Raw genomic sequence first — 19,112 nt, forward strand, 5'->3', positions numbered from 1 at the left:
AAAAACAATGGTAAAAAAAAGAGCCCATAAATCAATGGGCTCTTTTCATTTTAAGTATGTTTTATTGGATTCCGTATTGGTCGACAAGATATAATAGCGAGGCCATTGTTGCGGCTCCCAATTCCAATTCTCGCTTATTGACCGCATCAAATTTATCATTGGCTGCATGATGATAATCAAAATAACGCTGGGAATCCGGTTTCAGTCCTGCTTTTACGATTTTTCCGGAAGTTAACGGTTCGATGTCCGAACCACTATGGCCTTTGGTAAAACTATGAATTAAGTACGGCTCAAATAAATTTTTCCATTCGTTGATCCTGTTGAAGTTGGCATCATCACTTTCAAAAGAAAATCCTCTGGGACTGAATCCTCCTGAATCACTTTCTAGAGCAAAAATGTGGTTTTCATTATTCGATTTGGACAATTCTTCATATTTCTTGCCACCTCGTCCGCCATTTTCTTCATTCATGAACAGCACTACACGAATGGTGTTTTTTGGCTTGTAGCCGAGTCTTTTAAAAATATGCATTACCTCCATGCTTTGTACTACTCCGGCGCCATCATCGTGGGAACCGTCTGCCAAATCCCAGGAATCCAAATGCCCGCCCACAACCATTATTTTTTCCGGATGCTCGCTTCCTTTTATTTCGCCCACAACATTATACGACACCACTTCCTCCAGTTGCTGACAGGATTGTTTGAAATAAAACTTCAGGTGCGAATTCGTTTTTAATGATTTGCTTAAAAGTTCAGCGGCATTCGTACTGATAGCTGCAGTTGGAATATATTGTGATTTTGGAACGTCGCCATAACCTTGTGAACCCGTGTGTGGAAAATCATCCAACCTAAAATTTACCGAACGTACTATCGCTCCCGCAGCACCATATTTTAAGGCTTCTTTTGCTCCGGCATAACGCTGATCAACACAACCTCCATAGGAAATAAAAGCTTCAATATTGGCAGGATCCATCGGTCTGTTGAAAAATACGATTTTGCCTTTTATTTTATCAGAACCTAAAGTGGCCAACTCGTCGAAACCATGGACTTCAATCACTTCCGCGGTCAGTCCGTTTTTAGGAGTTGCTATAGAACCTCCCAAAGCGCAAATGGGCACATTGGTTTTCTTTTTATTATCTAGGATATAGGCGGTTTCCTTTTCTCCCCGAACCCAATGCGGCACTTTCATCTCCTGAAGATAAACGCGGTCCAATCCTAGTTTTTCGAGTTCGGCTTTGGTGTACAGCACAGCTTTTTCTGCATTGGATGAACCGGAAAGTCGGGCCCCAATTTTATTGGACAGATAGTCGAGCCACGAATAACACTGACTGTTGGTTAGTGAAGATTTATAGATGTCTTTCATCATTTGCTCATTATTTGTCTGGGCAAAAGCAAAAAAACTATTTAGTAATATTATAAAAGTTATATTTTTCATGGTATTGATTTAATTATACGGCAAGAGGCTCATGACTTGCATCCATTTCCATTTCGATGGCATCGACGTCAATGTTTTGTTTTTTCAAAATCCCTTTTACCACAAAAGCAAAAACGGCGAGATATACAAAACAAACTACAGTAACGATATAAGATTCATGTATCCCAATGATATCCGATAATTTACCCTGAATCGGAGGAATAATTCCACCTCCAAGAATCATCATAATCAAAAATGCAGATCCCTGTGTAGTGTGTTTCCCCAATCCAAGTATCGCTAAGCTGAAAATGGCCGGCCACATGATAGAACACCATAATCCACCAGCCAAAAACGCATAAATTGCAATGGTTCCGGTAGAAAACAATCCGATCAACATCGAAATCACCCCTAAAACAGAAAATATCATCAAGGTTCTCGCTGGTTTATCTTTACATAAAAAGAATGCACCTATTTGAATGAACACACAGAAGATATAGTAATACAAAGGAGTAATGTCTTTCCCAGTAATAAAATTAACTGCTAAAATAATGATGAAAGCCAAAATTGGCATCACTATCAAAAGCATTTTCTTTGTTACGCTTTTAAAATTGAACGCACTAATGGCACCAGCCCAACGGCCAATCATCAGACTTCCCCAATACATCGACACATATGGTCCGATGTCAGAAGCCTGAAGACTACCAAATTCAGGTGTTTTCAACAAACCGCCCAGATTACTTCCGATAGCCACCTCTACTCCAACATAAGTAAAAATCGCTAACATCCCCAATACCAATTGCGGGTATTTCATGGCTCCCCAGCCTTCACTTTTTTTGGTAGCAGCCTGATTGGCAAATAATAATCCTGCCACAATCACCAATAAAGCGCCTATAAGCCAATACATTCTATAATGTTCGAGGCTTCTAAGTTCTTCTGCTGAAATAGTTGGGCTTAAATTGGAATAACTGTCGAATATTGGTGCAAAACAAACCATCAACAATAGTGTGATAACACCTAAAGTGATTAAGGCCTTGTTACTTTTTTCTACTTTTTCGGTATTGATTCCTGCCGGCACATTTTTCGATAAACCAATGATTAAAGCGCAAATCAGGAATAAACCGCCAACAGTTGCATACAGGTAACTTACAGTGTCCAAACCTAAATGTTTGATATCATCATCATTTACCGTGGCAACACCAAATAACGCAAACGTAACAACAATAGGCGCAATCATCGTTCCGAAGCTATTGATACCTCCGCCCAAATTTATTCTGGTGCTGCCTGTTTTTGGATCTCCCAACAGAACCGCAAAAGGATTTGCTGCCGTTTGCTGTAAAGAAAAACCTAAAGCGACAATGAAAAGCGCAAATAATATGGCTGAAAATCCACCAAAATTAACCGCTAAAATCATCAGTAGTGCACCAATAAAAGAGAACAGCAGTCCAAAAGAAATACTCTTTTTATATCCCCAAAGTCCCACTACATCTTTTCCTGAAATGGAACTGAAAAAATACAATCCCAACGCACCCAAATAATAGGCACCGTAAAACGCAAAATCAATTAACTGCGATTGAAATTGGTCCAGATTGAAATAACTTTTGCAAAACGGAATAAAAACACCATTTCCGGCCGCTATGAATCCCCAAAAAAAGAATACGCTGATTAAAGTATAAAGCGCGGGGTAATTGGTTTTGATTTGATTTGTACTCATTTGAGTTTTTAAAATTGGTTAGGTTCCCCAAATTTAAAAAACTTAATGAATTATGCTACAAATAATGGAATTAAAAAATCCCGAGAGTATCGGGATTTCTTTTATTTTTCGACTACATAACCCTGTAGGTATTTGAATCTTTCGGTGAGTTTTCCGTTTTCGGTCATTTTGGCTCTTTGGAGTATTCCGTCTTTATCCCCATTAAAAAATGCCGGAATCACATGCTCCATAAACATTTCACCAAAACCTTCACTGGCATCTTTAGGCAACTCGCAAGGCAAATTATCTACAGACATCACCACAATGGCGGCAGGATGAAAAACATCCACTTCTTTATGTTCGCTCGGCAAATAACCAAATAACGGTTCAGCAATGGTAGAAGCTTTGATAGTAGCGGCTATCGGACCATCGACATCACAGGAAATATCGGCGATTACTTTTATTTTATTGTCATTGGACTGCAGCATTTCCCTAGTAAGGATAACCGGAGCGCCATTGGCATAGAAATGTCCTGCCATAAATATATCCGACATTTTTGAAAAACGTTCAAAATCAGAAGCATAATCAGTTGGATTCGCGTAGAAATCTGTTTTATCTGATGGCTGCCCGTCTATTCTCTTGTTATAATCCAAAACATCAATCTGGGTATAAACCGGTTCCGAATAGGTTTTGGTCAGATAGTTCTCAATTGAAACTTCCTTGATTTTGATGGCATCCAAAATTTCTTTAGCACCATTTCCAACTTTTCCGTGACCGGTTAGAACGATCTTAATCGGTGGAAGAATCTGTTTTTTCAATTTCTCAACCAAGGCATCTTTCCCGGAAAGGGTTTCCGCTTTCGGAATATTGAACAATTCGAATTTAATTCCGAAAGCACGAAATCCGTTGTAAGCCCCAACAATTCCTGCATATCTTCCAAAACCAATCAAACGCTTAAAATTAGCATCCACAATGGTTTCATGGTCATACAATTCAATATTTTTATCGATTATCGCCTGAAGTAACGGTCGGTTATAGGGCTGTTTTTTTATGGTATGGGAAAAGAAAAAGTATTTTTTATTTGGAATTAAAGCATCAATCGGCACTTCTTTTACACCGAAAAGCACATCACAATCCGACATATCAACAGCAATTTCAATGCCTGATTTGGCATATTGCTCATCTGTAAAAATCCGGATATCAGAACTTTCCACTTTAATAGAAGCTTCAGGATGTTCCTGTTGCAATTTCGCCAATTCCTCCGGCGTAAAAACTACTCTTCTGTCAGGTGGATTTTTTCTTTCTTTAATAATTCCGAATTTCATTGTGCAGGCGATTTTTTATTCGGTCTCAAAAGTAAGATTTACTGCATCGCTGTCAAAATTTTTTTTCAATTAAAACGAATATTTTACATGCATCTTTAGCCTTTCGGCAGAAGAAAAAAAATTAAACTTTAAAAAATCTTTAACAAAACTTAGAGCCGATAATTTATTTCTTTAATTATATTTGTTTTTTAAGTTTCCAAAAAATGACCATAAAAACCACCTACTATACTATACTTTTTTCATCAGTCTTATTTCTTTCATCGTGTTCCAAAAAAGAGAAATTAGTCGCTGAAACCGTGGATACGGATACGGTTGCCAGTGTTGTAATGCGGCCTTCGAATGTTAAATTTGAAAAACTTTCGGCAGAATATATTGCAGATAAGAAATACGCAATTGATCGTTTTTACCATAAAAACTGGCCGGCCCAAACTAACAACGTGAGCTTTCTTGTAGCAAAGGACGGACAGATTTTATACGAAAAATATGATGGTTTGTCCAACCTTAGGAAGAAAACACCCATCACTGCCGAAACGCCAATTCATATTGCTTCAGTAAGCAAAGTATTGACCGCCACTACCGTTTTAAAATTGGTTCAGGTCGGTAAAATAAAACTGGATCAGAAAGTAAATACAATCCTTTCAAATTTCCCTTATCCTGAAATCACCATAAGAAACTTATTGAGTCACAGGACCGGGATGCGCAATTATGCCTATTTCACTAATAAAAAGGAAATTTGGGACCAGCATAAAACACTGACCAATCAAGACATTGTTGATGTTATCAATGACAAAAATATTGATCTTGAGTATAGGACTGATTCCCGTTTTGGCTATTGCAATACGAATTATGCGATTTTGGCCCTGATTATTGAAAAAGTGACGGGACAAACCTATAAAGAAGCCATGAAAACGATTATTTTCGATCCATTGGGAATGAAAAACACATTCGTTTATGACTATAAAAAGGATCAGGACAGCGTGACCCTTTCTTATAAATGCAATGGCCTTCAGATTGGCTGGGATTACCTGGATGGTGTTTACGGGGATAAAAATATTTATTCAACACCAAGAGATCTTTTAAAATTTAATATGGCAACCAACGCCCCTGATTTCCTAACGCCTGAACTAAGGAAGCAAATTTACAAAGGCTATAGCAATGAACGGAAAGGGACCAAAAATTATGGTTTGGGTATTCGGATGATTAATTGGGCAACAGGCCAGAATTTTTATTTCCACAATGGTTGGTGGCATGGTAATATGTCTTCGTATGTGACCTTAAAAAAGGAAAATGTAATGATCATTGCGCTGTCTAATAAATGTTCTAAACAAGTTTATAAAGTCCGTAACCTGGCACCTCTATTTGGTGATTATCCGTTCAAGATTGACAAAACCGACCGGGACGAATAGACAGACATAAAAAATTAAGTAAAAAAGACTACATTTGCACACTTAAAATTTGGAATACTTTTTGCGAAGTGTATCAAAATATTGGGGTCGACTGGTTTTGACAGCAAGTCGAATTGGAAGGTAAGCACGTCGAGAACTGGGACAATTCTCGTAAATAAAAGGTTCTAACAATTTTACACGGCGAAAATAACTACGCTCTAGCTGCATAATCTGAATTATAGTAAGATTAGCCTCGTCCCTATCAGATAGGGAAGCAGGATTCTCCTTGAAAGCCTTGGTTTGTGGCGGTCAATCCAGGGGAACCGTAAAAATAAACCTAGATTACCATAAGCTTCGGGTGGTTTTCGAAATTAAGAAGATAAGTTTTGTGTGGCTGTTTCTGGCCAAGCACAAAATCGAAAATTCAATCAGGAAATAAGCGTGTAGAAAATCTTTTAGTTGCTTGTTTGGACGGGAGTTCGATTCTCCCCGACTCCACAAAAACCTTGTAGTCAAATGATTACAAGGTTTTTTTAGCTATATTCACAAAGTAAACCTCGCTGCTGCGCCAATATATCCGTTAAATCCCGCAGGTCCACTAGTGGTTCCGGTACTGTATTATTTCAGTAGTCATTAACGGAGCAGAAAATTTATTTTAAAGACTTTTTTATTTTTAAAAAAATATACTATCATTGTATTCGGCTAACCTATTATTAACCCAAGCTCCATACATATGAAAAAGATTCTTTTATTATTAGCATTGACCACGTTCACCATAAATGCCCAGCAAAAATTCGATTTTCCATTGAATGAAAACGGACAGATTATCTTCACGGAAGTTGTGTCTGCGGAAGGAAAAACCAAAGATGACCTGTATAACAACTCCAAAATGTTCTTTGTAAACATTTATAAGGTGACACAGGATAAGCTTAAGCAGAATAAGGAAGCTTCGTCGGTTAGTGACACCCAGTATTCCTTCATGACGATTAAGGCAAACGGAAGCGAGGTAAAAGTGAAATTATTTTATAATATCGCGATTCTGTCCAAAGACGGTAAATACAAATACGAAATAAAAAACATCCTTATCAAGATGGATTCTGAAATACCTTTAGAGAAAATGTTTGATAAATTGGCTTCCGAGAAAGTGGCGACAAAGCCAAAATTAATGGAAACCCTTAAGGCATATTATGCCGCAATCAATGCTGAGGTTGAAACCATTAAAAGCAACATCAAGCAGGAAATGGCTAAATCCGGCGCGGCAAAAAGTGACTGGTAGTCGGATTACAATATACACTATAAAAAGCTTCGTTAATTTGAGGCTTTTTTGTTTTCAGAACTTTTTATACCGGTTCCATAAGATCAAAATCCACTTAAAAACAAGAATAAGTTCTAAGTCATTCAAAAATCTATTCGATAATTATATATTTTTGTCCACAAAAAGCGTTGTAATTACCTATATTACAACGCTTTATTATTTATCTGCTGTTTTAGTTACTATTTATTATTTATTGCTTCTATCCTCTAAAATTGACAATACGTCTTTTAGCTGAAATCCTTTGGCTTGCAATAAAATGAGATAGTGAAAAAACAAATCAGCACTTTCGCTTAGAAATAGATCGTCGTTATTGTCCTTGGCTTCGATAACCACTTCGATAGCTTCCTCTCCTACTTTTTGGGCTATTTTATTGATACCTTCTTCGAATAAGCTGGCAACATAGCTTTTTTCCGCCGTTGCGTTTTCACGTCTTGATTTTATCGTTTCTTCCAGTTTAGTTATAAAACCATATTCGAAATTATTGCTTTCCTGCCAACAAGTGTCTGAACCCATATGGCATGTTGGTCCTTGAGGTTTTACTTTTACCAAAAAAGTATCGTTATCACAATCAATCTTTATGTCAATAAGATTTAAAAAGTTACCACTCTCCTCTCCTTTTGTCCACAACCGATTTTTTGAGCGGCTAAAAAAAGTTACTTTTTTGGTTTCCACAGTTTTGGCGTACGCCTCTTCATTCATATATCCCAACATCAAAACTGATTTTGTCTCGCTGTCTTGAATTACCGCTGGAACCAATCCATCTTCATTTTTATTAAAATTTATTTTCATTATCTATTTATGATTTATAATCTGATTTCTATATTATTTCTTTTTAACTCTTTTTTTAATTCTGGAATTTCAATTTCCTGAAAATGGAAAACACTCGCTGCCAAAGCTGCATCAGCTTTTCCAATTTGAAAAGCATCCACAAAATGCTGCATATTCCCAGCTCCACCAGAGGCTATAATTGGAATATTTACCATTTGTGCTAATTTTGACAAGGCCTCATTGGCAAACCCATTTTTGGTACCATCATTTTCCATTGAAGTAAAAAGAATTTCACCCGCTCCACGATTTTCAACTTCCTTTGCCCAATCAAACAGATTCAGATCTGTTGGAACTTTACCACCAACTAAATGCACTTTCCAAATACCGTCAATACGTTTTGCATCAATGGCAACCACAACACATTGCCTTCCGAATTTATCAGCTAAATCATTAATGAGCTGCGGATTTTTTACAGCAGAAGAATTTATTGAAACTTTATCTGCACCATTTTGTAATAGCAAATCTACATCTTCCACCGATGAAATTCCGCCACCTACAGTAAATGGAATATTTATCGTAGCGGCTACTTTTCGAACCAAATCAATTAATGTTTTTCTTCTTTCTTCAGTAGCAGAAATATCCAGAAAAACCAATTCGTCTGCTCCGGTTTCAGCATATTTTTTTGCTAATTCCACAGGATCACCGGCATCTTTCAAATCAATAAAATTGACTCCTTTTACGGTTCTCCCGTTTTTAATGTCAAGACAGGGAATTATTCTTTTTGTTAACATAATTATTAATTTGAAATAATAAAATTTTCAAGTTGTTTCAAAGAAAGTCTTCCTTCATAAATGGCTTTTCCAATAATAGTTCCTTCACAACCCATTGCTGCCAATTCCGGCAATTCATCAAAGACCGAAATTCCTCCGGAAGCAATGAGTTTTATATTTGGCACTTGAGCTAGAATTTTTTTATACAAATCGAAGCTTGGACCTTGCAACATTCCGTCTTTAGCAATATCGGTACATATAACATATTGAATACCATTGCTTTGGTACTTCTGAATAAATGGGATTAAATCTTCGTTACTTTCTTCCAACCATCCTGAAACCGCAATTTTCTCGTTATGGACATCCGCTCCAAGAATTATTTTATCAGCACCAAATTTAGAAATCCATTCCTGGAATAAAACTGGATTTTTAACTGCAATACTTCCTCCGGTAATCTGGTTCGCGCCACTTTCAAACGCAATCCTTAAATCGTTATCAGTTTTCAGTCCTCCTCCGAAATCAATTTTCAAACTGGTTTGTGAAGCAATTTGTTCCAATATTTTGTGATTCACAATTCTACTTGATTTTGCTCCATCTAAATCAACTAAGTGCAAATACTCAATTCCATGGTTTTCAAATGATTTGGCAACTTCCAACGGATTCTCGTTGTATATTTTTTTAGTATTGTAGTCCCCTTTTGAAAGGCGGACACATTTTCCGTCTATGATGTCTATGGCTGGTATTATTCTCATATTCTTAGTCTTAAAGTTTGAATGTCAAAAGTCATAAAGTCCCTATTTTATATTCAAAAAGTTAGAAAGGATCTGTTCTCCCATTTTTCCGCTTTTTTCCGGGTGAAACTGCACTCCATAGAAATTATTTTTCTGTAAAGCTGATGAATAGCCCAGTTCATAATCAGTTATTGCAATGGTTTGATCACATTTTGGAGCATAAAAACTATGCACCAAATACATATATTCATTTTCTGAAATTCCATTAAATAATTCGGTTTTCAAATTATAAATAGTGTTCCATCCCATTTGTGGTACTTTCACTTTATTTGAAAACTTAATAATATCAACATCAAAAATTCCTAATCCTGTTGTATTACCTTCTTCGGAAGATTTACACATCAATTGCATTCCAAGGCAAATCCCCAAAACAGGCTGTTTTAAGGTTGGAACAATTTTATCCAAACCACTTTCCATCAACTTTTTCATTGCGCTGCTTGCCTCGCCTACTCCCGGAAAAATCACTTTATCAGCTTGTTTAATTTCTTCCGGACTTCTGGTTAAAACACCATTAAAACCCAATCTTTCCAATGCAAACTGAATACTTTGAATATTTCCTGCACCGTAATCTATAATAGCTATTTTCATTACAAAACCCCTTTAGTTGATGGCAAAATCATTTTTTCAGCATCTCTTTTTACCGCCATTTTGATTGCTTTTGCAAAAGCTTTAAAAATTGCCTCAATTTTATGGTGTTCATTTGTTCCCTCGGCCTTGATATTCAGATTGGCTTTCGCTCCGTCAGTAAAGGATTTAAAAAAGTGAAAAAACATTTCTGTTGGCATTTGTCCAATCATTTCTCTTTTGAATTCGGCATCCCAAACCAACCAGTTTCTTCCCCCAAAATCTATTGCAGTTTGAGCTAAGCAATCGTCCATTGGCAAACAAAACCCATAGCGTTCAATACCTAATTTGTTTCCCAAAGCTTTGGCGAAAACTTCCCCTAAAGCAATGGCGGTATCTTCAATCGTGTGGTGTTCATCTACTTCCAAATCTCCTTTTACGGTGATTTCCAAATCCATTTGTCCGTGACGTGCGATCTGGTCCAGCATATGATCAAAAAAAGCAATTCCGGTGTCGATTTTACTTTTTCCGGTGCCGTCAAGATTGACAGTAATGCTAATATCCGTTTCATTGGTTTTTCTGACAATAGAAGCCGTTCTGTTTTCTAATTTCAAAAACTCATATATCTCCTTCCAGTCTTTGGTTTGCAAAGCTATCGTATTGTTCAACTCTTCTTTTTCAGAACTAATCTCAGTACTTCCGACAGTCTCACCATTATTAATAAAAATGGCTTTTGAACCCAAATTTTTAGCTAATTCAACATCAGTGATTCGATCTCCAATAATGTATGAATTTTCTAAATCGTAGGCGGAGTTATTGATATATTTGGTCAACATTCCTGTCCTTGGCTTACGGGTTGGCGCATTTTCTTCGGGAAAACTCCTGTCGATACAAATTTCATCAAATGATACATTTTCATTCTCGAATGCCTTAATGATGAAATTTTGCGTAGGCCAAAAAGTGTCTTCCGGAAAACTGGAAGTTCCCAAACCGTCCTGATTGGTAACCATTACCAATTTAAAATCCAATTCCATGGCGATTTTACCCAAATATTGAAAAGCTTTTGGATAGAATTCCAATTTTTCCAAACTGTCCAATTGATAGTCTTCAGGTTCCAGAACCATAGTTCCGTCTCTATCTATAAATAATACTTTTTGTGCCATTACAATAATTTTAATATTTTGATGAGCTGTTCATTTTCTTGTTTTGTACCAATTGTAATTCGTAGACAATTTGCACACAAAGGTTGTGTGGTTCTGTTTCTGATTACAACGCATTTTTCCAATAATTGATTGTATCTTTTGGTTGCATCATCAACTTTTATCAATATGAAATTAGCATCGGTCGGAAATATTTTTTCAATAAATTTAATTTCAACTAATTCCTTAAGTAATTGCTGTTTTTCTTCTTTTATCAAATTGATTTCAGAAAAAACACTTTCTTTATCTTCAATTCGTGATATGGCGCTTCGCTGAGACAATTCATTGATATTATAAGGCGGCTTTATTTTGTTTAAAACTGCGATAATTTCAGTTGAAGCATACAATATTCCTATACGAATTCCTGCCATTCCATAGGCTTTGGAAAGTGTTTGCGTAATCACTAAATTAGGATAATCATCCAATTTTTCCAACCAACTTTCCTGCTCTGAAAAATCGATATAGGCTTCATCCAAAACAATTAATCCTTTGAATTGTTGCAATAAAATTAAAATACTTCCAATTGAAAACGAATTGCCGGTTGGATTATTCGGCGAGCAAAGAAATATCATTTTTGTATTTTCATTTATCTTTTCCAAAATAGAAACTACATCGGGCTGAAAATCAATATTTAAAATTATTTCCCGATTCTCTATTGCATTCAGATTTGCCAGGACACCATACATTCCGTATGTTGGCGGCAATGTAATTACGTTATCTTTATTTGGCTCGCAAAACGCACGAAAGAGCAAATCCAGCACTTCGTCACTTCCATTACCCAATAAAATTTGATTTTGTGCTATTCCTCTTAATGTTGTCAAGGCAGTTTTTACAGTTTTTTGCTGCGGATCCGGATAACGGTTTACTCCGTTTTCAAATGGATTTTCATTGGCATCCAAAAAAATCATCTTTTGATCAAAGTCTTTGAACTCATCTCTTGCCGATGAATAAGGCTGCATTTTTTTGATATTTTCTCTGATGATGCCATTTATATTGAAATTATTCATTTTCTAAAGCTTTTAATCTTAATGTAACTGCATTTTTGTGTGCCTGTAATCCTTCCGCTTCAGCCATTATTTCTATAGCTTTTCCAATATTTTGAATACCAGCTTTTGATATTTTTTGGAAAGTCATCGCTTTTTGGAAACTATCTAAATTCACACCCGAATAATTCTTGGCATAGCCATTTGTCGGCAAAGTGTGATTGGTTCCTGAGGCGTAATCACCTGCGCTTTCGGGAGTATAATTTCCAATAAAAACGGACCCTGCATTCTCAATATTATTGATATAAAAATCTTCATTTTCTGTACAAATAATAAAGTGCTCTGGTCCGTATTCATTGATTAAATCCAGCGCCATTATATCATTTTTGACAAAAATTAATTTTGAATTTGCAATGGCTTTTTGTGCAATTTCCTTTCTAGACAAAACGGTAATCTGTTGAATAATTTCATTTTCAACTGCGTCAATTAGCTTTTTTGAAGTCGAAACCAAAATTACCTGGCTGTCCGCTCCGTGTTCTGCCTGACTTAACAAATCGGACGCCACAAAACTTGGAATGGCGCTATCATCAGCAACAATAAGCAATTCACTTGGGCCGGCAGGCATGTCAATGGCGACGCCAAACTGCGTCGCCACTTGTTTGGCAACCGTTACAAATTGATTTCCGGGCCCAAAAATTTTATATACTCTCGGAATTGAAACCGTGCCAAAAGTCATCCCTGCAATAGCTTGAATTCCGCCTACCTTCAGAATTTTAGTTATGCCGCACAAATTAGCAGTATATAAAATAGCTGGATTTATTTTGCCCTCTTTGTCTGGTGGAGAACACAATACAATTTCTTTACAGCCTGCAATCTGCGCCGGAACTGCCAACATTAAAACCGTTGAAAACAAAGGAGCTGTTCCTCCGGGTATATACAAACCCACCTTTTGAATTGGTCGTTTTTCCTGCCAGCAATTCACTCCTTCTGTTGTTTCAACTTCAACTTTTACTGTTTTCTGAGCAACGTGAAACTTTTCAATATTCAATTTTGCTAGCTGAATGGCTTCTTTTAATTCATCTGAAATTGAAGTTACTGCTTCTTGAATTTCTGCATCAGAAACTTCAATACTTTTTATCGAAATTGCATCAAATAAAGAAGTGTATTTTGCAATAGCCACATCTCCTTTTGATTGAACTTCTTTGAAAATTCCTTTAACCGTTTCTTCTATGTTTTCGAAAGTTTGTGTCGGTCTTTTTAGAATAGTTGACCAGGTTTCTTTTGATGGATTATATATTTTATTCATTTTTGCTTTCTTTAAAATTTACAAAACCATTTTCTCGATTGGACAAACCAAAATTCCTTCGGCACCTGCCTCTTTCAATTGGTCGATTACATCCCAAAATTTATCCTCATCAATCACAGTCTGCACACTGCTCCATCCTTTCTCATTCAATGGAACAACCGTGGGGCTTTTGAGTACAGGGAGAATTTGAGTTACTTTTGCAATATTATCATTTGGTACATTCATCAAAATATATTTTGATTTTCTTGCTCTTAAGACAGACTGGATTCGGAATTGCAGTTTATTCAATATGGCTTGATTTTCATTTGAAATAGTTGGCGAAACCGCTAAAACGGCTTCACTTTTAAAAATCACTTCCACTTCTTTAAGGTTGTTTTTGAATAAAGTGCTTCCGCTGGAAACAATATCTACAATTGCATCGGCCAGACCAATATTTGGAGCAATTTCAACCGAACCAGAAATTTGGTGCAAATCGACAGATATATTTTTGGAAGCAAAGAAATCATTAACGGTATTAGGATAAGATGTCGCAATACGTAATCCGTCTAAATCTTTAATGGATTTGTATTCGAAAGATCTGGGAACTGCCACCGAAACCTTGCATTTAGAAAAGCCTAATTTCTCGGCAACCTGAATCGTCTTTCCTTTTTCTACCAAAAGATTATCCCCAACGATAGCAGCATCCACTACTCCATCGATCAGGTATTGTGGAATATCTGAATTTCTCAGGAATAAAATTTCAAGGGGAAAATTAGAAGCTTCTGCTTTTAGCTGGTCATTCCCATTGTTAATGGAAATTCCGCAATCTTTAAGAATTTGAATGCTGTCTTCGTTAAGACGTCCTGATTTTTGAATTGCAATTTTTAGAGTACTCATTTTTTAGTTTTAATTTTATGAATGAGTACCACTTGGAGGAAATAAAAAACCCGTTTGAAGTACTCAAACGGGTTTTAATATTGTGATTTACACGCATACCATTAACACATCGCCTGAGAGCAATTATGAAAATGATGATGATGTAATTGATTTTTGAACATTTTATATTGATTTTATTTTGCAAACATATGCAAATATATTTTAGAACCAAGTTATTTTTTAAAATTTTCATATGTACCTAAAATGAAGACCCATCTGAAATACCAGCAATAAGCTTTAAGCCATTCAAAAATCTGTTTGATAATTGTATATTTTTGTCCACTTAACGGGGCAGTTCAATAGTATTGAATTGTCTCGTTTTTATTTTTAATAAAAACAATAATTTTTGTACCTTGTCTTTGTGTTTTTTATACGCATTTTGAGTGTCTAAAACCCGTGGTTTTTTATGTTTGAAATGCCATAAATTGCATTATTGTGCAGTTATTGACAGTATTAAAAAGTGTCTGAGTTCTTATATTTATTGACCTAAGCTAGTAATAGATTACTATCCTTTTGGAATGCTAGTGCCAGGAAGGCACGCAACGAATATTAGCAACGGCTATCGCTATGGCTTCCAAGGGCAGGAACAGGATAATGAACTGAAAGGCGAAGGGAATTCGTTGGATTATACCTTCAGGATGCATGACCCGAGAATTGGACGGTTTTTTGCTGTTGACCCTTTGGCAAGAGAGTATGCTTATTTAAGTTCTTATCAGTTTGCCAGTAACTCCCCTATAGCTCTCGTTGAGATTGAAGGTTGTGAAGGCGGTTATAACAGTATGACAGCGGAAGATCTTGATTTGTCACCTGAGCAAATTTGGAATAAAGCTGCAGATGGTTTCGGTACTATTTTGTCGACGATAGGCGAATATGAAGTTACAGATGAAGTCGAAGGTAGAGTTATTTATAAAATGTTGATGACTTCAAATATTTATAGAGATGTTGTTGTTCCTGATGAAGTCTCTTTTACAGATTTAGGGAAAAATTTTAAAATACGAAAAGAAAATCGATCATGGGTAGTTCTTCCTGAAGAAGGGGTTTTAGCCGATTTAAAAGATTTGGCAATTTCAAGCTTAGACGTGGCTTCACTTTTTCCAGCTAAGGGGGGTGTTTACATGGCTATAAAAACAGGAGTGACCACGAATAGTGCAGTTAGCTCAATTTTAAAGTCACTTAAGGTAAGTTCAAGAAGTAAAGAAATTTTAGAAACTTTTAGAGATGTTGGAGGTCAAGGTGTTTTTAGGCAAATTGAAGCCGAAGGGATGGCAATTTTTGAAGAAACTTTTAATACTACAGTTAGGGCTATAAGAAACGGTGAACAAAAAGCAGGTGATTTTATAATTACTCAAGGAAAGCTTGCAGGAAAGTCTGTTGATTTGGTAAGTGCAGTAGATAAAAAAGGATTTAAATTGGATGCATTTATAAAATCAATAGATAGTCATTTTTTAAAAGACGGCGTTGATTTTATAAATATCGATATTAGAAAGTTGGGAAATGACGCGAAGCAAGTTGTTAAAAAACACATTGGGGAATCAAGTAAAGCTAATCAGGCTAGAACCATAATAACAGAGTAATGTCGAACAGCATAATAAAATATAAAAGTAAATATTTCAATCCAAACGATTGCATATTGATAATGTCTTTATGCCAAATCAAAGAATTTATTAAAGGTATTGATTTGCCAGTTTGGGTTAGTCAATATTTTGTAGATGTTATTGATGTAATAATAGATGTTCAGCCAATTGGTTGGTGTGATTTAGAACTTGATGAATATTTTGATTCTCAACATAAAAATATATTTTTTATTAATCTATTAAAGGAGTGTATTTCCAATCTAAATAAAAGAGCAGATGATTGGATTAGGTATGAAGAAGTAAACAATCTTTTCAAATTAGAAGGAATAGAAAAATGGGGAGAAAAAAATTACATCCTAATTCAGGACGTAACTGATTGTTTAGGCGACCTAGTTCTTCTTTTAGATGAAGAAATCGAAACGGATTTCAGAGAATAATTGCGCGAATTTGTATATAATGCGGATTTGTAATCCGTGCCTAAAAAGTATTACAAAGAAAAGCTTCAACCATAAAGTTGTAGCTTTTCTTAATTGAACTCTAACTCGTTCTTTATCCCGCTCCGCGAAGAGTGAATAAGCTGCATACAGCTGCGCAAATGTCTCTGACTTTGCGCCACAATACTCATCAAATTGCATAATAATAAACTACAACGAAGTAAAATTTGTTGTAGTTTTTTTATATTTATATTTGGTTTTAAATATTTTTGTATGCTTACAAGTCAGAAGTCTTTATAGCACAAGAAAGTATCCAAGCATATGCCTTTTAGAATCAAATAAGATTTAATATAAAAACAACTATGAAAGAAGGATATGTTATTCGGGACCAAACATTACCACATTTTATAACGGCAACTGTCGTGGACTGGATAGATGTTTTTACAAGAAAATCATATAGAGACAGCGTTATTGATTGTTTGGATTATTGCATAGAAAACAAAGGAATGGTTTTATATGGATATGTGATCATGAGTAATCATATTCATTTGATAGTTCAGTCAAATGATGGGAAACTTTCGGATTTAATAAGGGATTTTAAAAAATTTATGGCCAAAACAATTTTAGAAAAAATTCAAACCGAGCCAGAAAGCCGAAGAGAATGGATGTTAGAACGATTTAAGTTAGCTGCAGAAAGTCATTCAAGAAACAAAAATTATCAGTTTTGGCAATATGGCAATCATGCAGAAGAGATTTACACGAATAAATTTATGTGGTCAAAATTAGATTATATCCACTTAAATCCTGTTCGTGCGGGTATAGTAGAAAATGCATCGGAATACATCTATTCCAGTGCAAGTAATTATGTTTCCGATAAAGGTTTGTTGAAAATTGAAAAGGCGGACAACCCGATTGTAGATGCTTTGAATCAGGCTTCATTTACACGATACAACCAATATTAATGATATCTGCAAAGTCGGGAGACTTTGCAGAGCACATAACTTTGAATTACCTGTGTTAATAACTTTCCAATTTGCTATGTACTTTCTCAATCTCCTTATCCATATAGGATTGAGCGTAATGCACATACCGGTTAAAAGAACTGCTCGCATGACTATGCCCGCTTATTTTACGCACTAAATGTTCGGGCATGCCTAAAATCAATAAGGTCGTAATGGCCGTTCGTCGCATCATGTGGGAACTCATTTTATCACAAAAACGGTTTTTAGTGCTGTCTGTCTTTTTTGTAAGTTGGTGTGTTTTGCCTTGCTTCTCCCGGGAAACTTCCACAGATGCTGTAAAACCGGCCTGTTCCCCAATGTGTTTTAAACTTTTATTAAAATTAAATAAGCTAATCTGTCCAAAAACGGTTGCTTTGCTGTTTTGGGGTTGGAATTTCTGGTAAATCGTTACCGCATACGGAGACAATTTAATATAACTGAAGGTTTTTGTTTTTAGCGATTTGAGTTTCAAATACCATTCGCCATCCATTTGTTCAAAGTTCTTGTTGGTCAACAAAAAGATATCCGAATAACGCAGTCCGGTAGTACATCCAAAAACAAAAATATCCTTAACACGTTGGTGACTTGGCAATAACGTCTGTTCGAATTCTTTGTCGTGAATTAAAAATTTAAGTTGTTCCGGCGAAAGTACAAAAATCTCAATTTCTTCTTTACGCACATAAAAAAGACGCTGGAAATCCCCGGTAAATAGATCTTTGTCATTTTTTAAGTAATTAAAAAACACGCGGATGACTTTGATATTGGCCCCTACATAATTATCATGACAGCCTTTTTTATACAAGAACTCGGTGAACTTTTGATAAAATTTTTTCCAATAGGTTTTCTCCGATTGCAGTTCACGCGTATTCAATTTCGAGGCATCGCAAATACGCAGCTCAAACTTGGTGTCACTCGAAAACTGAATCAGGTTGTTTAAGACATAGTAGTAGTTTTGTATTGAACCTGGTTTTATTTTTTCCCCATTTTTCTTTAGCCGCTTTCCTGTCTCCGTTTCTTTTATAAACTGCTTGAATAAAGGAATGATCGGCGTCGTCTTTTTCATAAAATGGATTTGTGGCAAAAGTACAATTTTATATAACTAGAACGGGTTAATTAAAAAGCTACAACTTTAGGGTTGTAGCTTTTTTTTGTATCTTCTCTTTGTCGGGCACGGATTGTAAATCCGCGCAATCGTTGCGTTGATATATCCGCGCAATCGGGGTTTTGATATCTTTTTTTTACGGTAATTCCGGTGGAACATATTGTTCGTATCCGGTAATTTTACCCCAAGAATACCATTCTGCACCCGACAAGATATTAAGTCCATATTTTTTTAAGAGCATGGAATTTACTTCAATTTTAGTATTTAAATCTTCACTCTTAATAGAATCAAAATCGTAATAGACACCTGTTTCTTTTTTAATAATATGTTCTAGTCCGACACTATATTTCCAATCATATTTTCCAGGTTCTACTTTAGAAATGTAGTTATAAACATTAACTTCAATATAATTATTAGGTCTATTGTATATTATTGATACAAGCAATTCTTTTTTTAAATAATTTATTTTTATTAATCTTGCTTTTTCTTCAAATCCATGGTATTTAAAACCAAAATCGTTTTCCAAAAAAGTAAAAGATGTCTTAACAACATGGAGGAAATTGTCATTTGAAATCATAA

18 protein-coding genes and 1 other RNA gene are annotated in these 19,112 nt (G+C 35.6%); 6 read left to right on the forward strand and 13 right to left on the reverse strand.

The features are described 5' to 3' along the window. Positions 1-61: 61 nt before the first annotated feature. The 3 genes from FNW07_RS11630 to FNW07_RS11640 all read right to left on the reverse strand — a co-directional run bounded on the left by FNW07_RS11630 (position 62) and on the right by FNW07_RS11640 (position 4,426). Positions 62-1,432, reverse strand: a complete 1,371-nt coding sequence (locus FNW07_RS11630) for a M20/M25/M40 family metallo-hydrolase (RefSeq protein ID WP_126744736.1) — start codon at positions 1,430-1,432, stop codon at positions 62-64. A 13-nt stretch (positions 1,433-1,445) separates the two neighbouring features. Next, complete coding sequence (locus FNW07_RS11635) at positions 1,446-3,122, reverse strand: MFS transporter (protein WP_126744735.1); 1,677 nt, start codon at positions 3,120-3,122, stop codon at positions 1,446-1,448. Between the two features lie 101 nt (positions 3,123-3,223). Beyond that, on the reverse strand, positions 3,224-4,426 hold the full coding sequence (locus tag FNW07_RS11640; protein ID WP_126744734.1) for an NAD(P)-dependent oxidoreductase: 1,203 nt from the start codon (positions 4,424-4,426) through the stop codon (positions 3,224-3,226). Positions 4,427-4,629: 203 nt separating this feature from the next. Between FNW07_RS11640 and FNW07_RS11645 the strand changes: the two genes are divergently transcribed. From FNW07_RS11645 to FNW07_RS11655, 3 genes are all read left to right on the forward strand, one after another. Further along, positions 4,630-5,832, forward strand: a complete 1,203-nt coding sequence (locus FNW07_RS11645) for a serine hydrolase (RefSeq protein WP_126744733.1) — start codon at positions 4,630-4,632, stop codon at positions 5,830-5,832. 83 nt (positions 5,833-5,915) lie between these two features. Then, positions 5,916-6,312, forward strand: a transfer-messenger RNA (tmRNA) gene (gene ssrA, locus FNW07_RS11650). A 232-nt stretch (positions 6,313-6,544) separates the two neighbouring features. Next, positions 6,545-7,087: a DUF4468 domain-containing protein gene (locus FNW07_RS11655; protein ID WP_126744732.1), complete on the forward strand. Its 543-nt coding sequence runs from the start codon at positions 6,545-6,547 to the stop codon at positions 7,085-7,087. A 225-nt stretch (positions 7,088-7,312) separates the two neighbouring features. On the opposite strand, the gene hisIE is transcribed toward FNW07_RS11655, so the two are convergent. Genes hisIE through hisG form a run of 8 tightly spaced genes read right to left on the reverse strand, consistent with a single transcriptional unit; the run spans position 7,313 to position 14,383 of the window. Then, complete coding sequence (gene hisIE, locus FNW07_RS11660; protein ID WP_126744731.1) at positions 7,313-7,915, reverse strand: bifunctional phosphoribosyl-AMP cyclohydrolase/phosphoribosyl-ATP diphosphatase HisIE; 603 nt, start codon at positions 7,913-7,915, stop codon at positions 7,313-7,315. 14 nt (positions 7,916-7,929) lie between these two features. Beyond that, positions 7,930-8,685, reverse strand: coding sequence for an imidazole glycerol phosphate synthase subunit HisF (gene hisF / locus FNW07_RS11665; RefSeq protein WP_126744730.1), 756 nt, complete (start codon positions 8,683-8,685; stop codon positions 7,930-7,932). A 5-nt stretch (positions 8,686-8,690) separates the two neighbouring features. Next, a complete protein-coding gene (gene hisA / locus FNW07_RS11670) occupies positions 8,691-9,416 on the reverse strand; it encodes a 1-(5-phosphoribosyl)-5-[(5-phosphoribosylamino)methylideneamino]imidazole-4-carboxamide isomerase (RefSeq protein WP_126744729.1) in 726 nt (241 codons plus the stop codon). A 42-nt stretch (positions 9,417-9,458) separates the two neighbouring features. After that, positions 9,459-10,043, reverse strand: a complete 585-nt coding sequence (hisH, locus tag FNW07_RS11675) for an imidazole glycerol phosphate synthase subunit HisH (protein WP_126744728.1) — start codon at positions 10,041-10,043, stop codon at positions 9,459-9,461. Continuing rightward, a complete protein-coding gene (hisB, locus tag FNW07_RS11680; protein ID WP_126744727.1) occupies positions 10,043-11,182 on the reverse strand; it encodes a bifunctional histidinol-phosphatase/imidazoleglycerol-phosphate dehydratase HisB in 1,140 nt (379 codons plus the stop codon). Before hisB ends, hisH begins: the two co-directional genes overlap by 1 nt. Beyond that, positions 11,182-12,225 (reverse strand): histidinol-phosphate transaminase, encoded by a 1,044-nt coding sequence (hisC, locus tag FNW07_RS11685; protein WP_126744726.1) that lies wholly within the window; start codon positions 12,223-12,225, stop codon positions 11,182-11,184. The genes hisB and hisC overlap by 1 nt, the downstream gene beginning before the upstream one ends. Next, positions 12,218-13,507, reverse strand: coding sequence for a histidinol dehydrogenase (gene hisD / locus FNW07_RS11690; RefSeq protein WP_126744725.1), 1,290 nt, complete (start codon positions 13,505-13,507; stop codon positions 12,218-12,220). The genes hisC and hisD overlap by 8 nt, the downstream gene beginning before the upstream one ends. A gap of 18 nt (positions 13,508-13,525) precedes the next feature. After that, positions 13,526-14,383 (reverse strand): ATP phosphoribosyltransferase, encoded by an 858-nt coding sequence (gene hisG / locus FNW07_RS11695; RefSeq protein ID WP_126744724.1) that lies wholly within the window; start codon positions 14,381-14,383, stop codon positions 13,526-13,528. A 536-nt stretch (positions 14,384-14,919) separates the two neighbouring features. Here hisG and FNW07_RS11700 point away from each other — a divergent pair. The 3 genes from FNW07_RS11700 to FNW07_RS11710 all read left to right on the forward strand — a co-directional run bounded on the left by FNW07_RS11700 (position 14,920) and on the right by FNW07_RS11710 (position 17,392). Then, a complete protein-coding gene (locus FNW07_RS11700) occupies positions 14,920-15,996 on the forward strand; it encodes an RHS repeat-associated core domain-containing protein (RefSeq protein WP_255512767.1) in 1,077 nt (358 codons plus the stop codon). Further along, positions 15,996-16,433, forward strand: coding sequence for a hypothetical protein (locus FNW07_RS11705; protein WP_126745316.1), 438 nt, complete (start codon positions 15,996-15,998; stop codon positions 16,431-16,433). The genes FNW07_RS11700 and FNW07_RS11705 overlap by 1 nt, the downstream gene beginning before the upstream one ends. Before the next feature lie 359 nt (positions 16,434-16,792). After that, entirely contained in the window at positions 16,793-17,392 is a 600-nt protein-coding gene (locus tag FNW07_RS11710) for a transposase (RefSeq protein ID WP_126745315.1), read from the forward strand. Between the two features lie 55 nt (positions 17,393-17,447). Here FNW07_RS11710 and FNW07_RS11715 read toward each other — a convergent pair whose 3' ends face one another. Beyond that, the gene (locus FNW07_RS11715) at positions 17,448-18,494 is read right to left on the reverse strand and encodes a tyrosine-type recombinase/integrase (protein ID WP_126745314.1); all 1,047 of its coding nucleotides are present in this window, start codon (positions 18,492-18,494) and stop codon (positions 17,448-17,450) included. A 175-nt stretch (positions 18,495-18,669) separates the two neighbouring features. Then, complete coding sequence (locus tag FNW07_RS11720) at positions 18,670-19,110, reverse strand: hypothetical protein (protein WP_126745313.1); 441 nt, start codon at positions 19,108-19,110, stop codon at positions 18,670-18,672. Positions 19,111-19,112 lie beyond the last annotated feature (2 nt).

The organism is Flavobacterium sp. GT3R68 (assembly GCF_007109225.1).
Lineage (GTDB): Bacteria > Bacteroidota > Bacteroidia > Flavobacteriales > Flavobacteriaceae > Flavobacterium.